The organism is Salmonella sp. SSDFZ54, from assembly GCF_004010735.1.
Classification (GTDB): domain Bacteria; phylum Pseudomonadota; class Gammaproteobacteria; order Enterobacterales; family Enterobacteriaceae; genus Salmonella; species Salmonella enterica.
On sequence record NZ_CP034819.1, the window covers coordinates 1,181,135 to 1,207,171 of the forward strand.

The 26,037-nt window shown below is 53.0% G+C and carries 29 protein-coding genes, 1 tRNA gene and 3 pseudogenes; 9 read left to right on the top strand and 24 right to left on the bottom strand.

Going from position 1 to position 26,037, the window contains the following annotated elements; all coding sequences use genetic code 11:
• The first annotated feature begins 124 nt into the window (after window positions 1-124).
• Window positions 125-739 carry a TIGR04211 family SH3 domain-containing protein gene (locus EOS97_RS05840; RefSeq protein WP_001125344.1) on the top strand — a complete coding sequence of 205 codons (615 nt, stop codon included), beginning with the start codon at window positions 125-127 and terminating at the stop codon, window positions 737-739.
• A gap of 62 nt (window positions 740-801) precedes the next feature.
• Entirely contained in the window at window positions 802-2,043 is a 1,242-nt protein-coding gene (locus tag EOS97_RS05845; protein ID WP_127836128.1) for a multifunctional CCA addition/repair protein, read from the top strand.
• Between the two features lie 103 nt (window positions 2,044-2,146).
• Here EOS97_RS05845 and bacA read toward each other — a convergent pair whose 3' ends face one another.
• The gene (bacA, locus tag EOS97_RS05850) at window positions 2,147-2,968 is read right to left on the bottom strand and encodes an undecaprenyl-diphosphate phosphatase (RefSeq protein ID WP_001281933.1); all 822 of its coding nucleotides are present in this window, start codon (window positions 2,966-2,968) and stop codon (window positions 2,147-2,149) included.
• A 97-nt stretch (window positions 2,969-3,065) separates the two neighbouring features.
• Entirely contained in the window at window positions 3,066-3,425 is a 360-nt protein-coding gene (gene folB / locus EOS97_RS05855) for a bifunctional dihydroneopterin aldolase/7,8-dihydroneopterin epimerase (protein ID WP_000355776.1), read from the bottom strand.
• 106 nt (window positions 3,426-3,531) lie between these two features.
• Between folB and plsY the strand changes: the two genes are divergently transcribed.
• Entirely contained in the window at window positions 3,532-4,143 is a 612-nt protein-coding gene (gene plsY / locus EOS97_RS05860; protein ID WP_001272784.1) for a glycerol-3-phosphate 1-O-acyltransferase PlsY, read from the top strand.
• Window positions 4,142-4,270: pseudogene (locus EOS97_RS26730) on the top strand (fumarate hydratase); the annotation flags it as partial. The gene plsY and the pseudogene EOS97_RS26730, both read left to right, overlap by 2 nt.
• A gap of 122 nt (window positions 4,271-4,392) precedes the next feature.
• Here EOS97_RS26730 and tsaD read toward each other — a convergent pair.
• Window positions 4,393-5,406: a tRNA (adenosine(37)-N6)-threonylcarbamoyltransferase complex transferase subunit TsaD gene (tsaD, locus tag EOS97_RS05870; RefSeq protein WP_001264391.1), complete on the bottom strand. Its 1,014-nt coding sequence runs from the start codon at window positions 5,404-5,406 to the stop codon at window positions 4,393-4,395.
• A 227-nt stretch (window positions 5,407-5,633) separates the two neighbouring features.
• Between tsaD and rpsU the strand changes: the two genes are divergently transcribed.
• The 3 genes from rpsU (at window position 5,634) to rpoD (ending at window position 9,827) form a co-directional block, all read left to right on the top strand.
• Window positions 5,634-5,849, top strand: coding sequence for a 30S ribosomal protein S21 (rpsU, locus tag EOS97_RS05875; RefSeq protein WP_001144069.1), 216 nt, complete (start codon window positions 5,634-5,636; stop codon window positions 5,847-5,849).
• Between the two features lie 235 nt (window positions 5,850-6,084).
• Complete coding sequence (gene dnaG / locus EOS97_RS05880) at window positions 6,085-7,830, top strand: DNA primase (RefSeq protein ID WP_000918865.1); 1,746 nt, start codon at window positions 6,085-6,087, stop codon at window positions 7,828-7,830.
• 149 nt (window positions 7,831-7,979) lie between these two features.
• Window positions 7,980-9,827, top strand: coding sequence for an RNA polymerase sigma factor RpoD (gene rpoD, locus EOS97_RS05885; protein WP_001519776.1), 1,848 nt, complete (start codon window positions 7,980-7,982; stop codon window positions 9,825-9,827).
• Between the two features lie 123 nt (window positions 9,828-9,950).
• Here rpoD and mug read toward each other — a convergent pair whose 3' ends face one another.
• Window positions 9,951-10,457, bottom strand: coding sequence for a G/U mismatch-specific DNA glycosylase (mug, locus tag EOS97_RS05890; RefSeq protein WP_000237776.1), 507 nt, complete (start codon window positions 10,455-10,457; stop codon window positions 9,951-9,953).
• A 125-nt stretch (window positions 10,458-10,582) separates the two neighbouring features.
• Here mug and EOS97_RS05895 point away from each other — a divergent pair.
• Together EOS97_RS05895 and EOS97_RS26740 are read left to right on the top strand one after the other, a co-directional pair.
• A tRNA-Ile gene (locus EOS97_RS05895) sits at window positions 10,583-10,658 on the top strand.
• A gap of 221 nt (window positions 10,659-10,879) precedes the next feature.
• The gene (locus tag EOS97_RS26740; protein WP_001128281.1) at window positions 10,880-11,041 is read left to right on the top strand and encodes a hypothetical protein; all 162 of its coding nucleotides are present in this window, start codon (window positions 10,880-10,882) and stop codon (window positions 11,039-11,041) included.
• Window positions 11,042-11,629: 588 nt separating this feature from the next.
• On the opposite strand, the gene EOS97_RS05905 is transcribed toward EOS97_RS26740, so the two are convergent.
• The 20 genes and pseudogenes from EOS97_RS05905 to EOS97_RS05995 form a co-directional block, all read right to left on the bottom strand.
• Entirely contained in the window at window positions 11,630-13,333 is a 1,704-nt protein-coding gene (locus EOS97_RS05905; RefSeq protein ID WP_000977534.1) for a hypothetical protein, read from the bottom strand.
• The gene (locus EOS97_RS05910; protein WP_000200796.1) at window positions 13,333-13,878 is read right to left on the bottom strand and encodes a hypothetical protein; all 546 of its coding nucleotides are present in this window, start codon (window positions 13,876-13,878) and stop codon (window positions 13,333-13,335) included. The genes EOS97_RS05905 and EOS97_RS05910 overlap by 1 nt, the downstream gene beginning before the upstream one ends.
• Window positions 13,850-14,575: a hypothetical protein gene (locus EOS97_RS05915; protein WP_000267951.1), complete on the bottom strand. Its 726-nt coding sequence runs from the start codon at window positions 14,573-14,575 to the stop codon at window positions 13,850-13,852. Before EOS97_RS05915 ends, EOS97_RS05910 begins: the two co-directional genes overlap by 29 nt.
• Entirely contained in the window at window positions 14,565-15,095 is a 531-nt protein-coding gene (locus tag EOS97_RS05920; protein WP_001215677.1) for a tail fiber assembly protein, read from the bottom strand. The genes EOS97_RS05915 and EOS97_RS05920 overlap by 11 nt, the downstream gene beginning before the upstream one ends.
• A 2-nt stretch (window positions 15,096-15,097) precedes the next feature.
• Window positions 15,098-16,099, bottom strand: a pseudogene (locus tag EOS97_RS27360) (phage tail protein); the annotation flags it as partial.
• A 45-nt stretch (window positions 16,100-16,144) separates the two neighbouring features.
• Window positions 16,145-17,110: pseudogene (locus EOS97_RS27480) on the bottom strand (phage tail protein); the annotation flags it as partial.
• A gap of 9 nt (window positions 17,111-17,119) precedes the next feature.
• A complete protein-coding gene (locus EOS97_RS05930; protein WP_001001827.1) occupies window positions 17,120-17,707 on the bottom strand; it encodes a phage tail protein in 588 nt (195 codons plus the stop codon).
• A complete protein-coding gene (locus EOS97_RS05935) occupies window positions 17,700-18,884 on the bottom strand; it encodes a baseplate J/gp47 family protein (protein ID WP_000136922.1) in 1,185 nt (394 codons plus the stop codon). Before EOS97_RS05935 ends, EOS97_RS05930 begins: the two co-directional genes overlap by 8 nt.
• Window positions 18,881-19,210 (bottom strand): DUF2590 family protein, encoded by a 330-nt coding sequence (locus EOS97_RS05940; RefSeq protein ID WP_001002797.1) that lies wholly within the window; start codon window positions 19,208-19,210, stop codon window positions 18,881-18,883. The genes EOS97_RS05935 and EOS97_RS05940 overlap by 4 nt, the downstream gene beginning before the upstream one ends.
• The gene (locus tag EOS97_RS05945) at window positions 19,207-21,177 is read right to left on the bottom strand and encodes a phage tail tape measure protein (RefSeq protein WP_001650410.1); all 1,971 of its coding nucleotides are present in this window, start codon (window positions 21,175-21,177) and stop codon (window positions 19,207-19,209) included. Before EOS97_RS05945 ends, EOS97_RS05940 begins: the two co-directional genes overlap by 4 nt.
• A 187-nt stretch (window positions 21,178-21,364) precedes the next feature.
• Window positions 21,365-21,622 carry a putative phage tail assembly chaperone gene (locus EOS97_RS05950; RefSeq protein ID WP_000411339.1) on the bottom strand — a complete coding sequence of 86 codons (258 nt, stop codon included), beginning with the start codon at window positions 21,620-21,622 and terminating at the stop codon, window positions 21,365-21,367.
• Window positions 21,609-21,797, bottom strand: a complete 189-nt coding sequence (locus EOS97_RS27100; protein ID WP_001270303.1) for a hypothetical protein — start codon at window positions 21,795-21,797, stop codon at window positions 21,609-21,611. The genes EOS97_RS05950 and EOS97_RS27100 overlap by 14 nt, the downstream gene beginning before the upstream one ends.
• The gene (locus tag EOS97_RS05960) at window positions 21,769-22,101 is read right to left on the bottom strand and encodes a hypothetical protein (protein WP_000376375.1); all 333 of its coding nucleotides are present in this window, start codon (window positions 22,099-22,101) and stop codon (window positions 21,769-21,771) included. Before EOS97_RS05960 ends, EOS97_RS27100 begins: the two co-directional genes overlap by 29 nt.
• Window positions 22,101-22,442: a M15 family metallopeptidase gene (locus EOS97_RS05965; RefSeq protein ID WP_000175560.1), complete on the bottom strand. Its 342-nt coding sequence runs from the start codon at window positions 22,440-22,442 to the stop codon at window positions 22,101-22,103. The genes EOS97_RS05960 and EOS97_RS05965 overlap by 1 nt, the downstream gene beginning before the upstream one ends.
• A complete protein-coding gene (locus tag EOS97_RS05970) occupies window positions 22,439-22,732 on the bottom strand; it encodes a phage holin family protein (protein ID WP_001154425.1) in 294 nt (97 codons plus the stop codon). Before EOS97_RS05970 ends, EOS97_RS05965 begins: the two co-directional genes overlap by 4 nt.
• 9 nt (window positions 22,733-22,741) lie before the next feature.
• The gene (locus EOS97_RS05975; RefSeq protein ID WP_000166743.1) at window positions 22,742-23,197 is read right to left on the bottom strand and encodes a phage protein; all 456 of its coding nucleotides are present in this window, start codon (window positions 23,195-23,197) and stop codon (window positions 22,742-22,744) included.
• The gene (locus EOS97_RS05980) at window positions 23,194-24,321 is read right to left on the bottom strand and encodes a DUF2586 domain-containing protein (RefSeq protein ID WP_000220204.1); all 1,128 of its coding nucleotides are present in this window, start codon (window positions 24,319-24,321) and stop codon (window positions 23,194-23,196) included. The genes EOS97_RS05975 and EOS97_RS05980 overlap by 4 nt, the downstream gene beginning before the upstream one ends.
• The gene (locus tag EOS97_RS05985) at window positions 24,318-25,025 is read right to left on the bottom strand and encodes a hypothetical protein (RefSeq protein WP_000560084.1); all 708 of its coding nucleotides are present in this window, start codon (window positions 25,023-25,025) and stop codon (window positions 24,318-24,320) included. Before EOS97_RS05985 ends, EOS97_RS05980 begins: the two co-directional genes overlap by 4 nt.
• The gene (locus EOS97_RS05990; protein ID WP_000084220.1) at window positions 25,022-25,528 is read right to left on the bottom strand and encodes a phage tail protein; all 507 of its coding nucleotides are present in this window, start codon (window positions 25,526-25,528) and stop codon (window positions 25,022-25,024) included. Before EOS97_RS05990 ends, EOS97_RS05985 begins: the two co-directional genes overlap by 4 nt.
• Window positions 25,525-25,977 carry a head completion/stabilization protein gene (locus tag EOS97_RS05995; RefSeq protein WP_001680743.1) on the bottom strand — a complete coding sequence of 151 codons (453 nt, stop codon included), beginning with the start codon at window positions 25,975-25,977 and terminating at the stop codon, window positions 25,525-25,527. The genes EOS97_RS05990 and EOS97_RS05995 overlap by 4 nt, the downstream gene beginning before the upstream one ends.
• Window positions 25,978-26,037 lie beyond the last annotated feature (60 nt).

Here is a 26,037-nt window from a genome sequence, read left to right on the forward strand (position 1 = left end):
GGCGTAAAAGTTTGACGTAGCGGCAAAGGCGACACAGATGATTCCGATTGATGTCGACTACTTTGCGTAGCGACACTGATGCCGTTACTATCGTTCCACTTTCTCTGACAATAACGACAGCCTGATGCCAAAATTACGCCTGATTGGACTAACTTTACTTGCGCTTAGCGCCACCGCCGTCTCTCATGCTGAAGAGACGCGTTACGTTTCTGATGAACTGAATACCTGGGTCCGCAGCGGTCCGGGAGATAATTATCGCCTTGTGGGTACCGTCAACGCCGGCGAGGAAGTCACGCTCTTACAGAGCGATGCCAACTATGGTCAAATTAAAGACAGTTCTGGTCGTACTGCCTGGATACCGTTAAAAGAACTGAATACTACGCCAAGCCTGCGTACCCGCGTGCCGGATCTGGAAAATCAGGTCAAAACGTTGACCGATAAACTCAACAATATTGATACCACGTGGAATCAGCGCACCGCCGACATGCAGCAGAAAGTGGCGCAAAGCGACAGCGTCATCAACGGGCTAAAAGAAGAGAACCAGAAGCTGAAAAACGAGCTGATTGTCGCGCAGAAAAAAGTTAGCGCCGCGAATCTGCAACTGGATGACAAACAGCGCACCATTATTATGCAGTGGTTTATGTATGGCGGCGGCGTATTGGGTATTGGCTTGCTGTTAGGGCTGGTGCTGCCGCATATGATCCCAAGCCGTAAACGCAAAGACCGCTGGATGAACTAAATCGCCTTCTCTGCGGCACTGTCTTATCATTAGAGGATGATCGTTTTTAAAAGGAAAGTGGCGTGAAGATTTATCTGGTCGGTGGTGCGGTTCGGGATGCGTTGTTAGGGCTACCGGTTAAAGATAAAGATTGGGTCGTTGTCGGCGCCACGCCGCAGGAGATGCTTGATGCGGGCTACCAGCAGGTAGGCCGTGATTTTCCTGTGTTTCTCCATCCGCAAACTCACGAAGAATACGCGCTGGCGCGTACTGAGCGTAAATCCGGTTCCGGCTACACGGGCTTCACCTGTTATGCCGCGCCGGACGTTACCCTGGAAGCCGATCTCCAGCGTCGCGATCTGACCATTAACGCTCTGGCGCGCGACGATGACGGCCAGATTATCGACCCTTACCACGGGCGCCGGGATCTGGAGGCGCGTCTACTGCGCCATGTCTCTCCCGCGTTTGGCGAAGATCCCTTGCGCGTATTGCGCGTGGCGCGTTTTGCCGCCCGTTACGCTCATCTTAGTTTCCGTATCGCCGATGAAACACTGGCGCTAATGCGCGAAATGACCGCGGCAGGCGAGCTGGAACATCTGACGCCGGAACGGGTATGGAAAGAGACGGAAAATGCGCTTACCACCCGCAATCCGCAGGTTTACTTCCAGGTATTGCGCGACTGCGGCGCCCTGCGCGTCCTGTTTCCGGAAATCGACGCCCTGTTTGGCGTACCCGCGCCGGCAAAGTGGCATCCGGAAATTGATACCGGAGTTCATACGCTGATGACGCTGTCGATGGCCGCTATGCTCAGTCCGCAGCTTGATGTCCGTTTCGCCACGCTTTGTCATGATCTGGGCAAAGGCTTAACGCCGAAAAACCTCTGGCCGCGCCATCATGGCCACGGCCCGGCGGGCGTGAAACTGGTCGAACAGTTATGCCAGCGTTTGCGCGTCCCCAATGACCTGCGTGATTTAGCTAAACTGGTCGCCGAATACCACGATCTGATCCACACCTTTCCGATACTCCAGCCGAAAACGATCGTTAAGCTGTTTGACGCCATTGATGCATGGCGTAAACCGCAGCGCGTCGAGCAGATTGCGCTGACCAGCGAGGCCGATGTCCGTGGACGTACCGGATTTGAAGCGTCGGATTACCCGCAGGGGCGCTGGCTGCGCGAAGCCTGGCAGGTGGCGCAGACGGTACCGACGAAAGAGGTGGTGGAGGCCGGATTTAAGGGCATTGAGATTCGCGAGGAGCTGACAAAGCGACGAATTGCAGCGGTCGCCAACTGGAAAGAGAAGCGCTGCCCGAACCCCGCCAGCTAAACGCCATCCGGCACGATAAATTGCCTGATGGCGCTGCGCTTATCAGACCGACAAAACAGTTAGGCCGGACAAGGCGGTACGCCGCCATCCGGCAGGTCAATCATCAGAAGAAGACAACGTAAACGGCAGCCGCCACCACAAAGCGGTAAATCGCAAACGGAATAAACGAGATACGCTTAATCAGTTGCAGGAAGGTCTTGATGGCGATCAGCGCCACCACAAACGCCGTCACAAAGCCCACTGCGAACATCGGAATATCCGCTGCGGTCAGGAATGACCAACTTTTGTAGAGATCCAGAACCGTTGCGCCCATCATCATCGGCACAGCCAGTAAGAACGAGAACTCAGAGGCGGCGTAACGGCTGACGCCCATCAGCATCCCACCGGAAATAGTCGCTCCGGAACGCGAGAAGCCCGGCCACAGCGCCAGACACTGGAAACAGCCAATCATAAACGCCTGACGATACGTCATATCATCCAGCCCCGGCGCGCGCGGTTCTTTCGGCTTCAGGCACTCGGCGGCAATCAGCAACAGACCGCCTACCACCAGCGCGTACATCACGTTAATCGGGTTAAATAGCGACTTGATCGTGTCATGAAAGACTAACCCCAGCACCACCGCCGGAATCATGCCCAGCAGGATGTGAATCAACGTTAATCGACCTTTACTTTCACCTTCACGCTGTAGCGGGCGGCCAAAGTGAATACCGATGAGGCCAAACAACCGCCGCCAGAACATCACCACGACCGCCAGAATAGATCCAAGTTGAATCACCACTTCGAATGTCTTGGCCGTATCGCCTTCAAACCCCAGCAGATGACCCACAATAATCATATGGCCCGTGCTGGATACCGGCAAAAACTCCGTCAATCCTTCGACCACACCCAAAATTGCCGCTATCAGCAGCGAGTGCATATCGCTCATCAATAAACCCCTAAAATGAAAAACACTGCAAAAATGGATCTCGCGTTAAGACCCCATATATAACCGTTTGGTTTAAAAAATATAAAATTATTTATTTTTATTTCAGATTATTGCCACGCTCAATAATTACCCCTACGTTCGCCGCGCGCGCGACGGCGCCAGGCTTGCTCAGTTTGATGCGAACCCACGGAGAATTGAATCGGCTAAGCAGTAGATCCGCCACCTCTTCCGCCACACGCTCGACCAGAGCAAAACGCCCGCCTTCAACATGATTTATCACCGTGTCGGCGATATCCGCGTAACTTAGACAATCTGCGACATCATCGCTTTTCGCCGACTTGCGGTTATCCCATGCCATTTCGATATCGAACACCAGTTTTTGCTCGATAGTCTGTTCCCAGTCGTAAACACCGATAGTGGTGATTACCGAAAGTTGCTCTATAAATACAATATCCATCACGACCTGCCTGCTTTTTGGCTAACCCGGATACCACTTCCGGCGAAATGTGCGTATTATCCACAGAAATAGTAAATAAAACGACACTTTCAATACGGAACAGCTTATGAGTGCAATCGCGCCTGGAATGATCCTCTTCGCGTACCTCTGCGGCTCAATTTCCAGTGCCATTCTGGTTTGCCGCATCGCCGGGCTGCCCGATCCGCGTGAAAGCGGCTCCGGCAACCCGGGCGCGACGAACGTATTACGAATCGGTGGCAAGGGAGCGGCTGTCGCGGTACTTATTTTTGACATCCTTAAAGGCATGTTGCCCGTCTGGGGCGCGTATGCGTTAGGCGTTACCCCTTTCTGGCTGGGGCTTATCGCTATCGCCGCCTGTCTGGGGCATATCTGGCCGGTCTTTTTTGGCTTTAAAGGTGGGAAAGGCGTAGCAACCGCATTTGGCGCCATTGCGCCCATCGGCTGGGATTTAACCGGCGTTATGGCTGGCACCTGGCTGCTGACGGTCCTGTTAAGCGGTTATTCATCGTTAGGGGCGATTGTCAGCGCCTTGATTGCGCCGTTTTACGTCTGGTGGTTTAAACCGCAGTTCACCTTCCCGGTGTCGATGCTGTCATGTCTCATTTTGCTGCGCCATCATGACAACATCCAGCGTCTGTGGCGTCGCCAGGAGACGAAAATCTGGACGAAGCTGAAAAAGAAACGCCAGAAAGATTGAGCTGGAACTGCGTCTGGAAGAGGGCCTCAACCGTCTAGGGATTGGCCCACAAGGGTTGACCGGCAATAGCTCGGTGATGGGCGTACATATCGAATCCGCCGCGCGTCACCCTTCCACCATTGGCGTGGTTAGGCGCGATTTTCGGCCTGATTTTCCTGGTGCTGCTGATCGTCTCCAGGCTGTTGTGGATGCCCGTCGTTTTGCTGTAAACCCGTTGGGGCGGCATGATGTCGCCCCCTTTTTCCGCTTTTACGCCGCCGGCAGCTCGGCCAGCGGCCAGCGCGGACGTACCGTTACGCCAAGATCCGCCGTAACGCCCGCCTTAAACCGCACCATTCCGGCATAGGCGATCATCGCCCCGTTGTCGGTACAAAATTCCGGGCGCGCATAGAACACTTCGCCGCGGCGTTTTTGCATCATTTCGGCAAGCTTCGCGCGCAGCGTGCGGTTAGCGCTGACGCCGCCCGCCATGACCAGACGCTTAAAACCGGTGCTTTCCAGCGCGCGCTTGCACTTGATCATCAGCGTATCCACGACCGCATCTTCAAAAGCGCGCGCGATATCAGCGCGAGTTTGTTCGTCGTCGCCATTACTACGAATGGTGTTAGCGGCAAAGGTTTTCAGACCGGAAAAACTAAAATCCAGCCCCGGGCGATCGGTCATCGGGCGCGGAAAGACAAAACGTCCCGCCGTCCCCTGCGACGCCATTTTCGACAGCATCGGGCCGCCAGGATAATCCAGCCCCAACAATTTGGCGGTTTTATCAAACGCTTCACCGGCGGCATCGTCAATCGACTCTCCCAGCAGTTCGTACTGACCGATTCCGGTCACGCTAATGAGCTGCGTATGTCCGCCGGAGACCAGTAGCGCCACAAACGGGAATTCCGGAGGGTTATCTTCCAGCATCGGCGCCAGCAGATGACCTTCCATATGGTGTACAGGAATGGCCGGCACATTCCAGGCAAATGCCAGCGAACGCCCGACGGTTGCGCCGACCAGCAGCGCGCCGACCAGGCCCGGGCCTGCGGTATAGGCCACCGCGTCGATATCGCTCGCCGTCAGACCGGCTTCTTTTAATGCCGCCTGAATCAGCGGCACGGTTTTACGCACATGATCGCGGGAAGCCAGTTCAGGCACTACGCCGCCGTAGTCAGCATGTAATTTCACCTGACTATACAATTGGTTGGCTAACAGACCTTTTTTGTCGTCGTAAATAGCGATGCCGGTTTCATCGCAAGATGTTTCAATACCCAGTACACGCATGACTTGTTTTACCTCGCTCTAATACCGCGCAGTGTAGGTCGAATGCGGGTGGATGTATACCCTCAGTCCCGACTTCGTGTATACTCCCTCACCTTATAAAAGTCCCGTTCAAAAAAGGCCGCGGTGCTTTACAAAGCAGCAGCAATTGCAGTAAAATTCCGCACCATTTTGAAATAAGCTGGCGTTGATGCCAGCGGCAAACCGAATTAATCAAAGGTGAGAGGCACATGCCGGTAATTAAAGTACGTGAAAACGAGCCGTTCGACGTAGCTCTGCGTCGCTTCAAGCGTTCCTGCGAAAAAGCAGGTGTTCTGGCGGAAGTTCGTCGTCGTGAGTTCTATGAAAAACCGACGACCGAACGTAAGCGCGCTAAAGCTTCTGCAGTGAAACGTCACGCGAAGAAACTGGCTCGCGAAAACGCACGCCGTACTCGTCTGTACTAATCTTTTGAGAGCGGGCTGCTCTCAATTCAGATCGAGTTGTAGTTGTAAGGCCGTGCTTCCGAAAGGAATGCGCGGCTTGTTTTCGTTTATGCATTAGCATATACACAAAATCATTCATGCTGCGTCCAGGCGGCAAGAGAGCAAGTCCCCGGCGCTTACGCAAGTCAGCGACAGGGGTGAGCGAGCGTAGCCAACACTACGGCAGCCTGAAGAATGACGTGTATAAAAGGGGCATATGGCTGGACGAATCCCACGCGTATTCATTAATGACCTGCTGGCGAGAACCGATATCGTCGATCTGATCGACGTGCGCGTAAAACTCAAGAAACAGGGCAAGAACTATCACGCGTGTTGTCCATTCCATAATGAGAAAACCCCTTCTTTCACCGTAAACGGTGAAAAACAGTTTTATCACTGCTTTGGATGCGGCGCGCATGGCAATGCGATCGACTTTTTGATGAATTACGACAAGCTCGAATTTGTCGAAACCGTCGAAGAATTAGCGGCCATGCATAACCTGGAAATTCCCTATGAAGCAGGCACCGGGCTTAGCCAGATAGAGCGCCATCAACGGCAAAACCTCTATCAGTTGATGAATGGTCTGAATGACTTTTATCAGCAGTCGCTTACCCACCCTGCGGCAAAACCTGCGCGTGACTATCTGCAAAAGCGCGGTCTGAGCGCTGAAATTATTCAGCGTTTCGCCATTGGCTTCGCGCCGCCAGGTTGGGATAACGCGTTAAAGCGCTTCGGTAATAACAGCGATAACAAGGCATTGTTGCTGGATGCCGGGATGCTGGTCAATAACGAGCAGGGCAGCACTTACGATCGTTTCCGTAATCGGGTCATGTTCCCTATTCGGGACAAACGCGGCAGGGTGATTGGTTTTGGCGGCCGAGTTCTGGGGAACGACACGCCGAAATACCTTAACTCTCCGGAAACGGACATTTTCCATAAAGGCCGCCAGCTATATGGTCTTTATGAGGCTCAGCAATATAGTGCTGAACCGCAACGCTTGCTTGTGGTCGAAGGTTATATGGATGTCGTCGCACTAGCGCAATACGACATTAACTATGCGGTCGCTTCGCTGGGTACCTCAACCACGGCAGACCATATGCATATGTTATTCCGGGCGACGAACAACGTAATTTGCTGTTACGACGGCGACCGAGCTGGCCGTGATGCCGCCTGGAGAGCGCTGGAAACAGCAATGCCTTATATGACCGACGGTCGGCAGGTACGCTTTATGTTTTTACCTGACGGCGAAGACCCGGATACGCTGGTGCGTAAAGAAGGCAAGGCGGCTTTTGAAGCGCGGATGGAGCAGGCGCAGCCGCTCTCTACGTTTCTGTTTAATAGCCTCCTGCCGCAGGTGGATTTAAGCTCGCCGGATGGCAGCACGCAGTTAGCCGCGCTGGCGCTGCCGCTCATTAATCAGGTGCCTGGCGACGCGCACCGTATTCAGCTGCGCCAGACGTTGGGGCTGAAGTTAGGCATTTTCGATGATAGTCAGCTTGATCGTTTAGTGCCAAAACAGGCGGAAAGCGGCGTTTCCCGCCCGGCTCCGCAGCTAAAACGTACGACCATGCGTATACTGATAGGATTACTGGTGCAAAACCCGGATCTCGCGCCGTTAGTGCCGCCCTTAGACGCGCTGGATCAGAATAAGCTGCCTGGACTTGGCTTATTTAAAGAATTGGTCAAAACTTGTTTGGCTCAGCCAGGTCTTACTACCGGACAACTTCTGGAACTCTACCGTGGCACAAATGATGCTGCGACCCTTGAAAAATTATCGATGTGGGACGATATAGCAGATAAGGCGATTGCCGAAAAGACCTTTACCGACTCACTCAACCATATGTTTGATTCGCTGCTGCAACTGCGACAAGAAGAGCTGATCGCTCGCGATCGCACTCATGGTTTAAGCAGCGAAGAACGCCGAGAGCTCTGGACGTTAAACCAGGAGCTGGCCAGAAAATGAATTTAACGGCTTAAATGCCGCATATCGATCGGGAAGCCCCCGACAGCCGCAGTGAGAGGCAGCGGCCAAAATATAAGTATGCCCTCGCTTTAAATGTCGACAGCTATACCGTCGACACCAATCAAACGAATAAGTGTGGATACCGTCTTATGGAGCAAAACCCGCAGTCACAGCTGAAACTTCTTGTCACCCGTGGTAAGGAGCAAGGCTATCTGACCTATGCTGAGGTCAATGACCATCTGCCGGAAGATATCGTCGATTCAGATCAAATTGAAGATATCATCCAAATGATCAACGACATGGGTATTCAGGTAATGGAAGAAGCGCCTGATGCCGATGATCTGCTGCTGGCTGAAAATACCACCAGCACCGATGAAGATGCGGAAGAAGCTGCTGCACAAGTTCTGTCCAGTGTTGAGTCTGAAATCGGTCGTACGACTGACCCGGTACGCATGTATATGCGTGAAATGGGCACTGTTGAACTGTTGACCCGGGAAGGCGAAATCGACATCGCTAAACGTATCGAAGACGGGATCAACCAGGTTCAATGCTCCGTTGCCGAATACCCGGAAGCCATTACCTATCTGCTGGAACAGTACGATCGCGTTGAGGCTGAAGAGGCTCGTTTGTCCGATCTTATCACCGGCTTTGTCGATCCGAACGCGGAAGAAGAGATGGCGCCGACCGCAACTCACGTCGGTTCTGAGCTCTCCCAGGAAGACCTGGATGATGACGAAGACGAAGATGAAGAAGACGGCGACGATGACGCCGCCGATGACGACAACAGCATTGACCCTGAACTGGCACGCGAAAAATTCGCTGAGCTGCGCGCGCAATACGTCGTTACGCGCGACACCATCAAAGCGAAAGGCCGCAGCCATGCTGCCGCGCAGGAAGAGATTCTGAAGCTGTCTGAAGTGTTCAAACAGTTCCGTCTGGTACCGAAGCAATTCGACTATCTGGTCAACAGTATGCGCGTGATGATGGATCGCGTGCGTACTCAGGAACGTTTGATCATGAAGCTCTGCGTCGAGCAGTGCAAAATGCCGAAGAAGAACTTTATCACGCTGTTTACCGGTAACGAAACCAGCGAAACCTGGTTCAACGCCGCTATCGCGATGAACAAACCGTGGTCGGAAAAACTGCACGATGTCGCGGAAGAAGTGCAACGCTGTCTGCAAAAACTGCGGCAGATTGAAGAAGAAACCGGTCTGACCATCGAACAGGTGAAAGACATCAACCGTCGCATGTCTATCGGGGAAGCGAAAGCCCGCCGTGCGAAAAAAGAGATGGTTGAAGCGAACTTACGTCTGGTTATTTCTATCGCCAAGAAATACACCAACCGTGGCTTGCAGTTCCTTGACCTGATTCAGGAAGGCAACATCGGTCTGATGAAAGCGGTAGATAAGTTCGAATACCGTCGCGGTTACAAGTTCTCCACCTACGCAACCTGGTGGATCCGTCAGGCGATCACCCGTTCTATCGCGGATCAGGCGCGCACCATCCGTATTCCGGTGCATATGATTGAGACCATCAACAAGCTCAACCGTATTTCTCGCCAGATGCTGCAAGAGATGGGCCGCGAGCCAACGCCGGAAGAGCTGGCTGAACGGATGCTGATGCCGGAAGATAAAATTCGTAAGGTGCTGAAGATTGCCAAAGAGCCAATCTCCATGGAAACGCCGATCGGCGACGATGAAGATTCGCATCTGGGTGATTTCATCGAGGATACCACCCTCGAGCTGCCGCTGGACTCTGCCACTACCGAGAGCCTGCGTGCCGCCACTCACGACGTTTTGGCTGGCCTGACCGCTCGTGAAGCGAAAGTGCTGCGTATGCGTTTCGGTATCGATATGAACACCGACCACACGCTGGAAGAAGTGGGTAAACAGTTCGATGTTACCCGCGAACGTATCCGTCAGATCGAAGCGAAGGCGCTGCGTAAACTGCGCCACCCGAGCCGTTCTGAAGTGCTGCGCAGCTTCCTCGACGATTAATTCGCCGCATACGTATAAACGCCGCCGCAAGGCGGCGTTTTTTTATCCGGTCATACGCGAGCGCCCTATTTGGCCTGCAGAATCTCTACACAACGCGAGTATTCGCGCCCTCATTCCCCATTGCTATAGCCCACGCATAATGAGCGCTTGATCCAGTTCGCGATAGGCCTCGACCAGTTTTTCCGTTTTAATTCGGTTTAAGCCGCTGGGATTCGGCAACACCCACACCATCGTCGCGCCAATGGCGATCTTTTGTTTACCCCAGGCGATACCGCGCTGGCTGAATCCCTGTTCAAAAGCCTGTTTACCAAGCACCGCCAGCGCCGCGGGCTGGTAGTCCTCTATCTTTTCAATCAGGTTGCGTCCGCCGCTACGTAATTCATGCAACTTCACCTCAGTCGCTTGTACCGTCGGTCGGTCGACGAGTTTCGTTACCCCGCAGCGAAAATCCAGTAATTTTTCCGCCTCTTCCGGTTTCAACTGTCGATCGGTGAAACCGGCCAAATGAATAACTTTCCAAAAACGATTCGCGGGATGCGCAAACGGAAAGCCGGTATTCGCCGAGGAGAGTCCCGGATTGATGCCGCAAAAAACCACCCGTAGCCCTGGCGCCAGTATGTCCTTAACCATTATTACTCCTGAGCAATACAACGTTCTTTAAGTATAACGGGTTGAAAACACATTGTTTATAAAAACAGCACCCGCACGGTTACGGCTGGATTACAGCGTAAAGTTACATTATAATCCACCGCCACGGCCCCTTAGCTCAGTGGTTAGAGCAGGCGACTCATAATCGCTTGGTCGCTGGTTCAAGTCCAGCAGGGGCCACCAAATTTTAGCTTTAAAATCATATGATTAAGCCACTCTAACGAGTGGCTTTTTTGTTTTCATAACCCCCAGTGTCGCAAAAGTGTCGCGCTGATATTTTTCATTCCCAGATAGAAACCGATCAGACTGCTTTGATACCTCTGCGGTTTTGCGGCTGCTATTTTTTTAATTAAAATTATCATATAGTATTTTACTATATGATAATCACTATAGAGAGTGTACTGATGCCACTTATCGACTACATCAAGAAATACTACAATGGCAATCAGGCATCCTTTGCCCGACTGACCGGCGTTCAGCCCGCCCAAGTGACGCAATGGCTGGATAAAAAATTCATTGTGGTGGATCACACTCTCTACAGCCCGCGTCGCAAACTCGGCACATAACTCTACTTTTGTTCAGTTGTACCTGAACCATATGTGTGCAAAATCTGTTCTCTCGACCTCTGCAAGCTCTGCGACGCTTTTCAGTTCTGTAAAAATCAATAAACTCCCCTGAAGCCCCGCCGCCGCTGGGCTTATCACGTTTACCGCCAGAACGCACTGGCACACAAACGATCCACCGCAACTCACATAAAATTTATTTTCACCTTATTTATCTGTGTGTTACGTTTTCCGTTAGATCCTTTATCGATCCTTCAAACTGAAAATTACTGAAATTCCTTTCAATCTTTTCAGTTTCCAGTCTCCGCAAAACTGCCAGTACTGGTGCGGGCTGGCGATATGATTTGAAGAAAAATAAAACTGAAAAATTTTTACGATCCAGAAACCGCAGGCGGGTGCGGTGTAGCGCCGTTTTTGTCTGCGAAAGATTTATTTTGTCAACGTGTGGCGTCGTCAGCGTAACGTGACAGCACAGATCCTTTTGTGGTGTTGCGCGGTAGTGGTCAGATAAAAGAAGCGCTTAGAATGCGTCTGGTGACGCCTGATGAAGGATGTAAAAAAACCCGCATTATGCGGGCTGAAAAGAGAGAATCAGGCGATGATGTTCTGGTACTTGCTCCGGGTCTGCCCGGCCTTTACTGCCGTCTGGTTGAATGCTCCGGCATTGGTCGGCGTGCCAACACTGGGGTGTGAATGGCTCGCGCACTGCTGCGCCAGCTCTGCCAGTAAATCAATGGTGTCCAGCATCATGGTCAGTGTGTTGACGCTCTCACTGCCAATATGGACGGTTGGCCCCATAATTTGCTGACCGCCCGATGCCACCGACTTACGCAATGCGGCAATCTTTTCTGTCAGGGTTCCCCCCACATCAACATTCATGGCACCGGCCACTTTCGTGGACTGCTGCCCGGCGATTTCGGTTTCTTCATTTCCTGTAATACTGGCCAGCCGGTTTCCTTTTACCGCCTGGCTGAAGTCGCCAGCGCTGACCTGCTGTATGGCTCCAGCCATCAGCGTGGCGGTACCCAGTACTGTGATTTTATCCGTGGCTTTCACCGTGGTTTCACGGCTGACCAGTTCGCGCCGTTCCGTATCGGCTTTCACCGTCCGCGCCATCGATGTTTCACTGATGGTCTGATCCGTCTGGCGTACCCAGTCTCCTGCCTGTGTCACGCGTTGCGAGACTTCCGCCCGCTGCTGTTGCAGCTGTTCGCCGGGCTTAATGTCCGGCAGACTGGTGCCATCCGGCAGCGTCTGCCTGATAAAGGGCTTATCCGGCCTGCCGCCCGTAAACGCCACCTCTACCAGCGTTCCTTCCGGTGGAAACTGGAACATTCCCGAATCGTTACCGGCCATTGGCACTGGCAGCGGTACGGCGGAATATACCGGCGTCTGGTTGTCCGGGTTGCCGTCCGCGTCAAGCAGCTGCACGTCAACAGCGTACCGTGGCCGGAACGGGTCGGCAAAATTACCGCTTTTTACGGCCTCGCTGGGTGCCACCACCCTGGCCAGTTTGGGCAGGTGAAGACCTGAAGCCAGTTCCGGGTAATGGTTTTCTATCTGACGCTGCGCCGGTGTTTTCTGCAATGGCTGACCTGTGGCGCGGTTCCGTGGTGTCCAGGTGATGGTCATTGTGTCATTCGTCAGATGAACTTTGGTCACGCGTTCCCCGTTCACGTCCACGCCCGGACGAAGACTCTGGATCACCGGCAATGTCATGGAATTACCGCCCGCCGTTCCCTGGCTGAACTCTGCCGGGATTTCTACCGGGCGTCCGGCAAACAGCGCCTTTTCTGCGCCGCCGACATACAGCGAACCATCCGGCAATGGATACCAGATGTAATCCGTGATACTGAATGCCCTGCCCAGGTTATTCAGCAGCTGGTATCCCGTCCCGTTATGGGTGAAATGGGGGATCGGTTTATCACTGTACGGCACATCCGGTACCGCAATGCTGATCCCGCTGTTTTCCTCCAGCCATCCGGCCACATCGCGCAGTGTGGGATGCTGAAATGAGCATGGCCACATCCGCTCAAACACGCCAGCCAGCTCGCGGACAAACAGACGCTGATAACCGTTTTCGGCAGGCTGTGAGCGCTCCACATAGCCGGTAAACCAGCGCAGAAGTAAACCGGAATACCCCACATCCAGCCGTACCAGTTTGCCGGTGTAGTCTGTGGTTGTCTGTGCCGTAATAAAGCCACGTCCACAGCTGTTCAGCTCCAGCACCAGACTGGCGTCAGCCAGGTGTATTTCATCCGTTGAAAGGTAAAGGCGTTTTACTGGTTTCATCATTAACCTAAAGCATCATTGACGGGCTTCAGCACCCTGCGTTCAAACCACGTCAGTTTTTCTTCATCCTCTCCGGCACTCTGGCCACCGGATTGTCCCGTACTGCTGGCCGTCTGTTTTTTTGCCGTTGTTTTACCGGTTGCCCTGGCTTCCCGCTTCTCCTGTACGCTGACATGTTCCGCCAGGGTGAACGTGACCAGCCAGGCCATTTTCCCGTCCTGCGGCGGTGCATCCAGCATTCCGCTGAAGGTGGCCTCACGAAAATTCACTGCTCTGGCCACCTCATGCGCAACGCGGTATTTCATGCGTTTCCCGTCTGCATCGGTGGCGCTGGCCAGTTCAAAAATACGCGTCAGGATCTCCGGGTTTTTAAAGGGGATTTCGCCGCTGATACGCAGCTCTTTGCCCTTTGCCCCCTGCTCTGATTTGGTGGTCGCGCTGGTCTGGCCGGACTGGTCTTTATCCTGAAACTGCTGGGAAACGGTCACGCGCATGTTTTTCAGCAGAATGGCCTCACCATTAAGCGCCAGTGTCGGGATCGACGTCATGAATCATGCCCCTTATTCCATCAAGATTTTTTCCGGCCAGCATGATTGCCGCAGTATAAACAGCTGAAGGCTGCGGAATGTCCTTTACCAGCGCCAGAAGGGTGGCGGCGGTGTCGCCACTGGCCGTAAATACCCATGCCCTGGCGCTTTTCCCCTGCAAATCAGCAAGGCCGCTGGCCACATCGTTAATCAGGCTGTCACGCAGTTGCGTAAATTCCCCCAGCTGTTGTTTCAGCCCGTCCAGGCTGAATCCGGCGCCAGCCGCTTTCTGCGCCTCACTGATAGCGGCAGCGGATAACGCTGCCCTGCTGGTCGGAACGGACAGCGGAATGGCAACCGGCAGTCCTGCCCCGGCTTTCGCGGGGATCTGCATTTTCTCAGTAGCCAGTGTCGCCGCAGACTCAGCCAGACGTCTAACCTGGGTGAATGCGGGCGCGGGGAAAACATCCACCAGGCTGTTAAGCCCCTTCATGAAGTTTTCATGGGTCTGTCCCGTTACCATCATGATCACCACATCGGTATTGCCTCCCGTTCCGGCCAGCCTTTCCGCCAGATAATGGATTGCATTGACCGGACTCAGGTATGCCCCGTTATCAGTCTGCTGCCCCAGACCGTGAATCCACGGATGCGCCGGAACGACGGAACAATCCAGCGCAGCCAGAGAATCCGTAAAAGCCAGACGCGCTTCACGCCACATCCGGTACCTCCGGCCAGTCAATATCTGGCGCACCAGTCAGATCCAGACGGCGCAATTTTGTACGCACTTCACGTAAATCGGAAAGTTCGACCAGCTCGGCATCAGTAATATCACTATCATCCTGCGCTTCCATAAGCTGATTGATTTTTGACGTGACCGACGCCATGCGCCGGTCGCGTTCTGCTGTCGCTAAAGCAACATAATCAACCTGAACAGGTGCGATAACGCCGTTGCTATAGGTAAAATTACCAGCCTGGAAACCATCAGGAATATCAGTATCAGCGAGTTCCACAACAGAGCAATTCAGCGGAAATAACTTTGTTGCATCTTTATCCGCAGCAATAATCAGCCCTGTTTTGTCATACTGTATTTTCAGTGTGTCTGGCTGAAATAATTTCTGTAGCACATACCAGTCAACACCTGATTCATCGTGGATAAACTGAACGCTGCAGTTCTCTGATAACTCCTGCTGAACAGGGGTTAATTCCGTTGTTTTAGTGAATTTTTTAAAATGTCTCATTTTTATGTCCCTACCGTATACCACTGACCATTCACTTTAAGCTGTAACAAGCGTCGTTGGATCCGGTCTGGTGTATCGTTCGAGTCTCCATTCTCAACACCTGTAATGACGTAACCTAACTGGTCTGCAAATCCGGGCGAACGATATAAGTTTCCATGCTCAACGGCACCGAATCGAATTGACTGAACATACCCACTTAGCATGTCAGTTGTAGCAAGGAATACACCAGAACCATCATCATGAAGCATAAATGGCTTTGTTTTGTCGTTCTGGTACACACCGACCATGGTGATGTATTGTCGTAACGGTCTGCCTGCAATATACGCACTCAACCAGCCAGGCCCGCTGCCTGTGCCCCATATATCGCCGTAAACATCGCCGTTTTTGTTGAATATCGCATTTCCGGCCTGCAAATTTTCAGCAGCTGCGATAACACCGAGTCGGGTGTTGATATATGCCCGGATAGCCAGGTCTTCTGAGTTCTGAAATCCGATACCATTCCATGACTTAATGTTCAGATTGTTACCATTAAAACCTGCACCATCAACGTCACCTTTAGCCATCCCACCAGTGCCATCCCCAACCGTAACCAGGGTATCGCCACGCATATTTGGAGCAGAAATCCCCCCCGTAAAGGCGCCCCCCTCCAGCATCGCCACATGACGCCATGAGGTAATACCTGCTCCTGTACCGTGACCAAACAATACGTTATTGCCACTGACTGCAAGAACATCCACAACAGTGGTCGGACTTACCACCTCGCTAAGGGTAATAATTTGCCAGAAACTTACCTGGTCTGGCGCATCAGGTGCCTGATGTGCGCGCATAAACTGACAGCCTGTAGCCGCCCTGGCACCAATTGATGTTCGGTCAATTGCGTCACTGACAAATGTTCCCGCGAGGAACCTGCCATCACCTTTGAAAAGCACATTTCCCAGTCCAATATTTTGAACAAACAGAGGTTTATCAGGAATATCCGATCCGTTCCTGTCTTTCGCTAGTCGTGCTGCGGCATTATCCATAGCAATCTTGACTGCTTTCGGCGTAGCGGCCTGTTCTTCACTGGTGCTGTCTGTCGCGCTGCTTAACTGAGTGAACCCCTTCGCGCTGGTAGTGGCGTCCGGATGATTACGGGATTGCTCATGTTTTCTCAGCGCATCGCTGGCCTGCTGCTCATTCAGTGTCCCTTTCGGGCGTAAATCCGTAATATTGCCGTTTTCATCAATACCCGCCACCGCAAACACATAATGCTGTACGCCGTTTTGCACATAATCCGCCAGGTTGTCAGCAACCGTAATACGGGACTGCACACCCCACACGCTGGTAAGCGTTCCTGTCCAGCATACATCCAGCCAGACTTTGACTGGCCTGGTTGTCACGGTAATATTCAGGTTTTCTGCAAGCGTTGTGCGCAGACCTGCCACATAGCCGGTACCTTTGGTCACATAAAACTGATTCCCGCTTTTCCCGACCAGATAGCCGTCCCCAAAAAACGCCGCCGCCCCGAAGATGTCGATATTTTCCAGGCGCTGGCGCTCGTCCATTCCGGCCATACGCGCGGTAAAGTCAATCTGCCAGGTCTCAGCAGGCGTATTAATTCCGGTTTCAGCCTGTGCGCCGTTATATTCCATCAGAAACGAGCGTGTAAGCACGTTCCCCTGTTGCCCTTCAGCTGTTTTAAGTTTTTGCTGTAATGGCGCATGAACAATCATTGCCAGCGTACCGCTGGCCTTATTAATCAGACCAATCCAGTTAAAGGAAAAATCCCCCACATCAGCCCCCAGTACGACGGAATGCACCACAGCGTTGTCATTCACCACGCCCTTACGGCTGACGGCCTGCCGGTGAACAATCTGTTCAGCCGGTGGCAGGGTTTCATTGCGGTCAACCGGCTGATCCGGGTCAAGTGCCGGCACATTAGCGAACACAAATTCATCCAGCAGAACAGGCTCCCCCGTGGTGCCCTGCTGCGCTTTCCACTGTTCAAATGCCAGTGTAATTGCTGTCTGTGACATATAATCCCCTTATAACCCTGCGCTGTATGTCGCGTTGTTGGTTTCCGTACCGCTCAGTGCTGCCGGATAAACCACATATTCCCCCTGATCCCATCCCGCCCGGATAGTCAGCCGTTCGGACGTGATCACTTCAAACTGGTAACGGCGGCATGTCCGCCCGTACTGCCGGATAATCTGGATCATCAGCTGCGTGTTAGTTGCAATCTGGCTGTCCGTGACGCGAACCTGAATCACATCCCAGTCAATACCCGGCTGGCGCTCCATCAGTTCAACGTACCCGATCCCCAGACGCTCAAAGATACTGATAAATCCCTCAACAGAACCGGCGTCACGCGCATTCACGAAGGCATACGCCACACGCCTGCGGAACAGTTCCAGCGGCTCCCCGTCAAAGCGGGAAATGTCCCGGTCATACGCCAGCAGGTTAAGTAACGCCGGTGTACAGGTCAGCGGATCAAACTGGTTCAGTGGCCACGTCACCCAGACGTACACCTCCGCCCAGAATCGCCGCGCCGTTTGCAGCAGTTTTCGCGGCTCTCCCCTGTCCATCCAGGAGGGAAGTACCATTCCGGCCAGTTTTTTCATGAACTCATTCATTCTCAATACTCACCACAAGCGATTTCAGGCGCGGCACATTCAGCTCACTGGCAATGTCATCCAGCGAAAAATTCAGCGATTCTGTTACCGGAAAATTTTTATGGATTTCGCGCCCCAGCTGCGAGAAGGAGAACCGTGAATACGGCCACGTCCTTCTGACGTCATAGTCCGTATTTTCCCGGAAGGCGCACCGGATCAGGTTTTCAATACCGTCCTTCAGGCGCTTCTGTTCATCATCACTGATGTTGTTCAGGTTCCTGACCCAGACAGTGACCACCAGATCGTGCAGGGTTTCCGGCATGGCATAACACTGCATATCGTCCCCGTGGCCGTGATGTCCCTGAGTGTTGATATAGTCATTCACGGCATCCACAAACGGCGCAGAAGCCACGCCGCTGTCCAGCAATAAATAGGCGTTGGCTGTCCCCGGCCCCCTCGGTGCTTCGTGCTCAAAGAAAATCCGGTCAATGCTCAGTCCGGCAACACCGGCTATCATCGACCGGTACACCGCGTCCGTATGGTAGTTGCCCACCAGGTTAAACTGGTTACGGCAACGCTCACGCAGTTCATCATCGCTTTCCTCATCCGCGCCCGGTACGGTCAGCCAGTTTTCTTCACTGGCCACATGGCTGATGCCGTCCACGGCCACCGGCAGAATGCGGTAATATCCCGGCGCAAGGTTATATGCGCCGCCCGTTCCCGTTGCCTTTACCGGCAGCAGTGCGCTGGCGGTACCGGAGGCAATCACCACATCTTCCGTGATGGCCAGTTCATACACCCTGCCGTTAATACGTTCTGTCTGTATCACCGTTCCGGCCTTCACCGTCACCACGGCGCTGGCGTCTTCCTTGTAAAAACGGATAACGCCCTGTGCAGCGCTGGCGGGCTTCGGCGTGATATTCACCGCCCATGCCAGCAGCCGTAACATGCTTCCACTGGCCGTGGCCACAAACATATTGGCCAGTACGGTGGAGATCAGAACCTCCTTCAGCCACATCACCGGCGCGGTTACAATGGCCGTGACCAGTCGCCAGAACGGAGACATACGGGAGGTATTCGTGATAATCCCCTCCTCCGTCGCAATGGCATTAAAGCGATCGCGAATCTCTTCTTCCGTCACCGGCATACCGCTGGCTTTCACCACCTCTTCAAAGTCAACCTGTGGCTTTTCCGTCATAAATCCACCTGTACCGATATTCCGCCAAAGTCATAAGTACTGGCCGTGATCCACAACCGTGTCCGGCTTTCTTCACCGATTTCCACCGTCCCCGGAACGATGCGCTCATCATCTTCAATCAGCAATTCCATACGGGTAAAAATATCTGCCCGCATGGTCGGGCTTCTCTCGGCGATTAATTCTGTCGCCAGACCGCTTTCAATAATGGAATGAATAATGTCCTGCCCGATACTTTTACGGTTATTACATAATTCAGGTTCATTACCGGTATTCAGGACAAAGTCATTCCCCTGAATTAATAAATCAACATACAGGATTTCATTCATACGCCCAGCTCCTGAAACTCCATTAACTGCCCCGGCGTTATCATTTCTTTTGGATAGATATTGACAGTATTAATTTTCCGGCTGTTATCCGTTACAGCCCTTGAGTTATTACTGACAGATTTACTGATACCACCTTTATCAATACCTTTTAGCTCGCCACCTGTAGATAAACTATTTACTGTTAATGGTGGCGAAGAGGTTTCATTAGCCATTGAGATATCAACGCCGGGTATTTTATTTAGCTTCTCAACAATCCAGTTCCACGATTTCAGAAAACCACCTTTAACGGACTGCCAGACATTATCAAACATGGATACAATACCCGACGCCAGTCCACTTAATGCCTGTGAGGGTGAAAACCCTGTTAATAGCGCAATAAAACTGTTCCATCCTTCACTGATAAATTGCCACGCTGTGGAAAACACCCCGGCCAGCCACGCCACCACCCTGGCACATGCCTGAAACGCGGATGTTTCCATAACAGCCGCTTTCACCGTATCCCAGTGTTTAATCAGCAACCAACAACCCGCCGCAAGCAACGCTATCGCCCCGATCACAAGCAAGACCGGCCAGCTCATAAAATTAATGGCAGTGCCTGTCATAATAGCTTGCATACGGAGTGCAAGAAGAATGCCTCGCAATGATTTCATTACATTAGCCCACGCCAGCTTTGCTTTTGTGTTAAGCCACGTCCAGGCCGTATCGATTTTAGTAACCGCTGTAAGTAACTTCCATACCCCCTTCCAACCCATCATGATGAACTTTGAAACTCCCATGACGATATTGGCTACAGCGCCCACTGCCGCAAACCCCAGCAAAGCCATAGCGGCATAGCCGATAACACGGGCAATGTTGGGAAATAGCTGCATCCATCTGGCAAATGTCTGTCCCATATCCGCCAGACGGTTCAGCACCGGATACAATACCGGGATTAGTGTCAGCCCTATTACGGTCTGAATAGCTTTCAGGATTTGTACAAACCGATCCCACGGTTTCACCAGTTTACTGGCCATCTCCTGCGTACGTTTCAGACCGTCAGATCCGCCCAGTTCGGTGATGTTCCTCTGGAGAAGCGCCACATTACCGTAAAGGTGTTTGACCACAGCCGAACTGTCACCGAATGCCGCATCCAGTTCCGCCTGGGCTTTCAGATTCCCTTCCAGGCTCTTGCCGTATTTGCCCTGCAATTTAATCAGCATCTCAGGCATGGACAGCATTTTGCCGGTGGCATCCGTAAAGGACAGACCCAGTTTTTTTGCCCCTTCAACTGCCCCCGTCATAAAGCCTTCGTAAGCGCTGCTGGCTTCCGTTCCCAGCGTGCGGTTAAGCTGCCCCAGTACGGCCAGCTGTTCATCCAGTCCGACGCCGTAGTTGGTACCGACGCCCCGCGCCCCTTCCATCAGGTCTTTGATAGTGCCCATTTCGGTACCGAAGACCTTGCGCATATACACCATTTTTCCGGCCAGTTGCTCAGCGAACTGAACCTTGCCCAGACGCTCCGCATCGGCGGAAAAATTACCAAACATCTGCCCCATAAATTCCGCCGTTTCTGCGGCGGTGGATTTCAGGGCAAACGCCAGGGTATTAGCAACTTTTGTCACTTTCGGCAGTTCATTACCGGTCAGCCCGGCAATAGCGGAATTAATGCTTTCAGTGGACTGAACAAATTCCACCGCACTGGCACCATAAGTTGTACTGAAGCGCAGCGCATCCCGCTGTACGGCTTTTAATGCCTGATCATCAATCCCTTTTGATGCTGCATCATTCAGCGCATCATACATTTCAATTGCCGGTGATAACGCACCCCGTATGGCCATTCCTGTACCCGCTAAAGCCAGCACACCACCGCCAATCTGCATAAAGGCCGCTTTTGATTTTTCCGCAAAGCCGGTGACGCTGCTCTGTGCCTGTTTTAACGGGCGGGACAACTTATCAATCAGGCTTAATGTAAAATCTAACTGTTTCATTCTGTGCCTTTAAATGCTTTAGCCACACCATTGGCTACAGCAATTCCTGTATATTCCCAGTGACGATTATCCAGCCAGATAGCGGCGGCAATATCGTCAACGGAATCCTGACCATGTGGTAAATAATGACGGCGAAGTATTAAATATTGTTCGAGTCCGTTCTGTTCAATTGCCCGGACTCGCTTTGTCAGTTTTTTACTTCAATTTCCAGTTCAGGGGCGTAAATATCATTAACCTTACTGACAAGCTGAAGCGCAGCGCCCGGACGTTTTAATATTTCAGCTAAAGCTTCCTTGCTTTCCGTTGCAACAATACGCGTCAGGTAGTTATGCGCAGGTGCCACTTTATTGTCCATTGCCATTTCATTAATAAACTTATTATAGGCGGTCTGATTTGGTTCAAAAATAATATCAGTCCCACAGACACACAGTTTAATTTTTTCCATATAAAAGACTCTCTCTACGATTAATTTCATCTATTAACTGATTATGGCGTGCTGCGCACTGACCATAAATTTCAAGATACGCATTCAACAGTTCCGCAGCATCTTTACCCGTAGTCCCTTTCAGGCGCGGCAGCTGCGTGACGCATTTAGTTTTCAGGTTTTCCTGATAACGCACGTTCGGTACTGGCGGCGGCGTCGTTGTACATGCGGACAAAGTCGTCAGACAGGCACACGTTAGTAAACACCGGCTTAACCACCTCCGTACGAATTTCACGCGGCGGTGCATTTTTCAAAGCCTCCAGTTGTTCTTCCAGTTTTCGCCCGGATTCACTGGCCATGCTCGCCAGCGTTTCCCCGGTAGCGCTGGCTGACCGGCTGATGGCCAGATCGATACTGTCACGCTGCCAGTTAGCCGCCTTCCAGCCTGCCCAGAAGGCCAGAACAACCGTCACAAGCCAGCCCGCCACCACACGATCCATCAGCGAACCCCATCATGTTCCAGACTGAAATGATTACCATCCGGCCTGGATTTGAAGCGCCCGCCCCAGCTGCCGCCCAGTGACTCCCAGTATTCGCCCAGCGGCAGGTAATCCTCTGTGCGGGTCTGGTACTGGCCGTTAACAAACAGGTTAAAATCCACTGCCAGACGCCGTGTATGCAGACTGTTGGTAATACCGCTGCCCTTTTTCGCGTTCAGCGCCGCCTGTTCCGGCGTGCGGTACGCCTCCCCGAACGTCAGCCGGTAGCCGTGTTCTTCTGCCCAGTGGATCAGATTTGCCACCATAACGGTAAACAGCTGCTGTTTTTCACTCAGTGTCATTTGTCAGCCCCCTTCCCCAGAAAACCGATCCCTTTCTTACGTAGCCAGGCTTCAACACCATTAAGGCCAAGAATCCCCAACGCTGAACCAATGCCGGCAAGCGCAAGCGGATGGATATCCGGTACGAAGTAAAGCGCCACCCCTGCCGCTACTGATAACGCGCTTCCCACAATGACACGCCCCAGAACCAGACGTGCCGTGATCGGCTCGTCACTGTTCAGCATCTTGCCCAGGGCAATCAGCGCCCCCATAATTGCCAGCGCAATAAACCCTTTTTCGTAGTCCTGCATCCCTTTTCCTTACCCGATCAGATTTTCCGTAGCTTCCGCTTCCAGATACGGAACCCCGTTGATGTTGACGAACTTCGGACTGGTCACGAAGTATTTAATTTTGTGCGTGGATACGCTGCCGCCTTTTGGATCAATATCCAGCAGATTGCTTAACTGCAATTTATTGCCGAACGTCTCGACCTTCACTTCTTCACTGCCTGCTTTGGCGTAGAAAAGAAAATCCAGCGGTTCAATACCTCGCCACGAACCTGCGGCGCGGGCTTTGGCTGTCAGTACCTGAAGCACTTTAGAACTGACTTCAATTTCTCCCTCTGCGGCCACATCACCATCAACATGGCCGTCCGGCACACCACGGGTCTGGGCGGCGGCGCTGTTATCCGTGATATCCAGCGAAATTTTTTCTATATGGATCAGTTCACCATCGATGTAGGCATCAAATGACATGCCTGAAATACGTTTGGTCATGCTGCGGCCTCCAGACTGGCATCCAGTAACAGGCTGATAGTGATTTGCAGCGGCACTTCATACGTGCGTACCACAATGTAAATATCCACCGCCTTCTTGCTCTTCCAGACAATAGAGACATCTCCATCCTGCGGCGGCTTCACCTCTCCCGGAAACGACACACCGTTAATGTTGGCCGCCGTGGACATTTCGCGCAGTGGGCGGGCAAACAACGTCTGGTGTGCCGCGATGCTGCCCGGCGTACTGTTCAGCGAACGATCGGCAATTTTACCGATAGCCAGCAGGCGGACACGACGGGCGGCCTTGTCCACAATACGCAGCGTCTCAATGGACTGATAATCCCCCCCTTCCACATCCAGCGTACGTCCGTCAGCCCAGTAAAAGCCGTCATAATCCGGATACCACATCGGCACGCTGTAGCGCTGCGCTTCCAGCGCTTTAAGGGTGGCCAGCTCCAGTGTTTTCCCGGTGCCATCTTCCGGCAGTTCATCGCTGCCCAGATTAAGCAACGCCCCGGTTTTCACCCTCGCCGGACTGTCAGCAACCGTCACCGCCCGGTTACACAGGCGACCGGCCAGCACGCCCGGTTCATTCCCCCACAGACGCGGAACCAGCTGAATCGCTTTCTCTGCAATACCCTGCTGAAGGGTGGACAGACGTTTCAGGTAATCCGCCTGGGCTTCATCCTCCTGCATTCCCTGAACCGCCAGGATGAACCACACCCAGCGCCCGTATTGCGCAATCAGTTCAGATCTCAGCGTTGCCGCCTGGTTAATCTGTTCTTTTGCCGCCACATCATCCGACAGCACCACGCCTTCCACCGAGCAGGAAACCTGTGCAGCTTTGACGGCATCCACCCACGCGCCCGGCTCACTGTCTGCGGCCAGTACATGAACAAATCCCCACCAGTTCTGGCCGGCGTTCGCCATTGCCGCCAGTACATCACTTTTTAACGGGCTGCTCCCCTCACCCAGTAGCGCGTTAAAGTCACTCTGTGCGTTAACAGCCAGCGTTTTACCCACATTTTTGGTACCCGTACCGATAAACAGCAACGTGCGCTCCACCTCATTGGTTTCACCCAGTAGCTGGTTTACCTGGTTAACGGTCACGGTTGGCCAGGTCATGTTTTCCCCTTAATATCCTGCGCCTTTACATTCCAGCCAAAGCCTATAGCCTGAAGCTGACGCGCCAGCGCTTTATCAAATTCATCGTCATTCATGCCCAGAAATACGCGGGCAGGAAGATCCACTGTCCAGCTGGTTTTCACTGCTTTACCACTCAGCTTTCGAATCAGTAATCCGGCCTGGCTGTATGGTATCGTCCGCGTGATATCGCCCAGCGTGGGCTTTTTCCAGCGTTTTCCGGTTCTCACCCGATATCCCAGCGCACGCAGTTTTTTAGCCTGGGCAGGTGTCGCCATTTTTCCGGCGTCCGCCTTACGTGGCTGACTGCTGCGGCTGACCTTTACCCGCATTCCGTTTTGTTGCGCATAACCTACGGTTCCTGCCGGAACCGGCGCTTCCCCGTTCCGGTACCCGCCGCCCTGCAAATAGATCCGTACGGCCTGAATCTCAGGCATTTCGCGGATATGAAGCAGCTTTGGCAGGTTACGCAGCATCTTCCCTTTGCGTTTTGTCTTACGTCCCGGCCATTTCTGGCCGTCCGGGGATTCCTGGTTACGAACATGTCTTTTTGCAGCAGCAATCACGCCATATTTCGCCAGACGCCAGATCAGCCGCTGGCGCTTCTGCGGTGGCAACTCCATACTGGCCAGCGCATTACGTAATTCAGTCAGCTGTTTTTTATTCAGCTCGCCACCGGCTATCATATTTCCCCGCTCACCGGCGCCCCGGTTTCATCCACACTGAAAATGCTGGCAGTTAACGCCGTCCAGATTTCAGGATCTGCCAGTGACCAGCGTTCACCACGCCACGGAATAGCCCCGTTTTCGTCCTGCCTGATCACCAGTTCTTCCACCATCGGAACGGTCAGCACCACAGTGGCGGTTTCCTCATCTTCCACCGACACATCCCAGTCAGGTTCGGCTTCACTCAGCCCGACTTCATCCAGCAGGTCTCTGTCTGCATCGTCCAGCCACGCCGCCAGTAAGGACATAAGTAACTGCGGCGGACACAGGCGATAGGGAAAACGCGCCCAGCTCAGAACTGCGTCATACCGAATAACCGCCTGGCGATATTGCCCCAGCCCGTAATCCTTCGCGGCGGGGATGAACTTCATTTCATCCAGTACGCTGTCAAATGACTGCATCGCCCGCGGCGGAACGTTCTCCTGAAAAAAAGCGGTCAGGCTTTGGATCTGCGTCTGGCTCATACTTTTTTCACCGTTGCCCGTTTAAGCCCCTTCATGCGACGGATCACCACGGACGCCTCAGCCAGTAACCCGGCCCGTGTCTCCTGGCTTTCCTGCCCCGGATGGGTATCACGCCGTCCGATAGTGGCGAACTCACCCAACAGATCCGCTTTTGCCCTGGCAAAAACGGCTTTCATGTACTGGGCGCACAGGCTGTTAAGTCCGCCCATCTTTACACCCGGCACATCTGCCGCCAGCGTATGGCCTTTCGCTTTCCAGCTGGCCTCCACGTTTTCCAGCTCGGCATTCACCTCCGCGACAGCGGCAAGCAGCGCCTGGCTGATGGTATCAGCGTCAATATCTGGCGGTAGTGACCGCTGCGCCTGAAAATCCTTCAGGTTCAGATCCGGCCAGAAACCGTTATTGGCCAGCGGCTCGTCCTGATAATCCAGCGGTTTTCCACTAAACATAAATCCCCCGAAAAAGGCGGACTGACCGGTTTCCACGGCGCAATGACACACAAGGTGTTT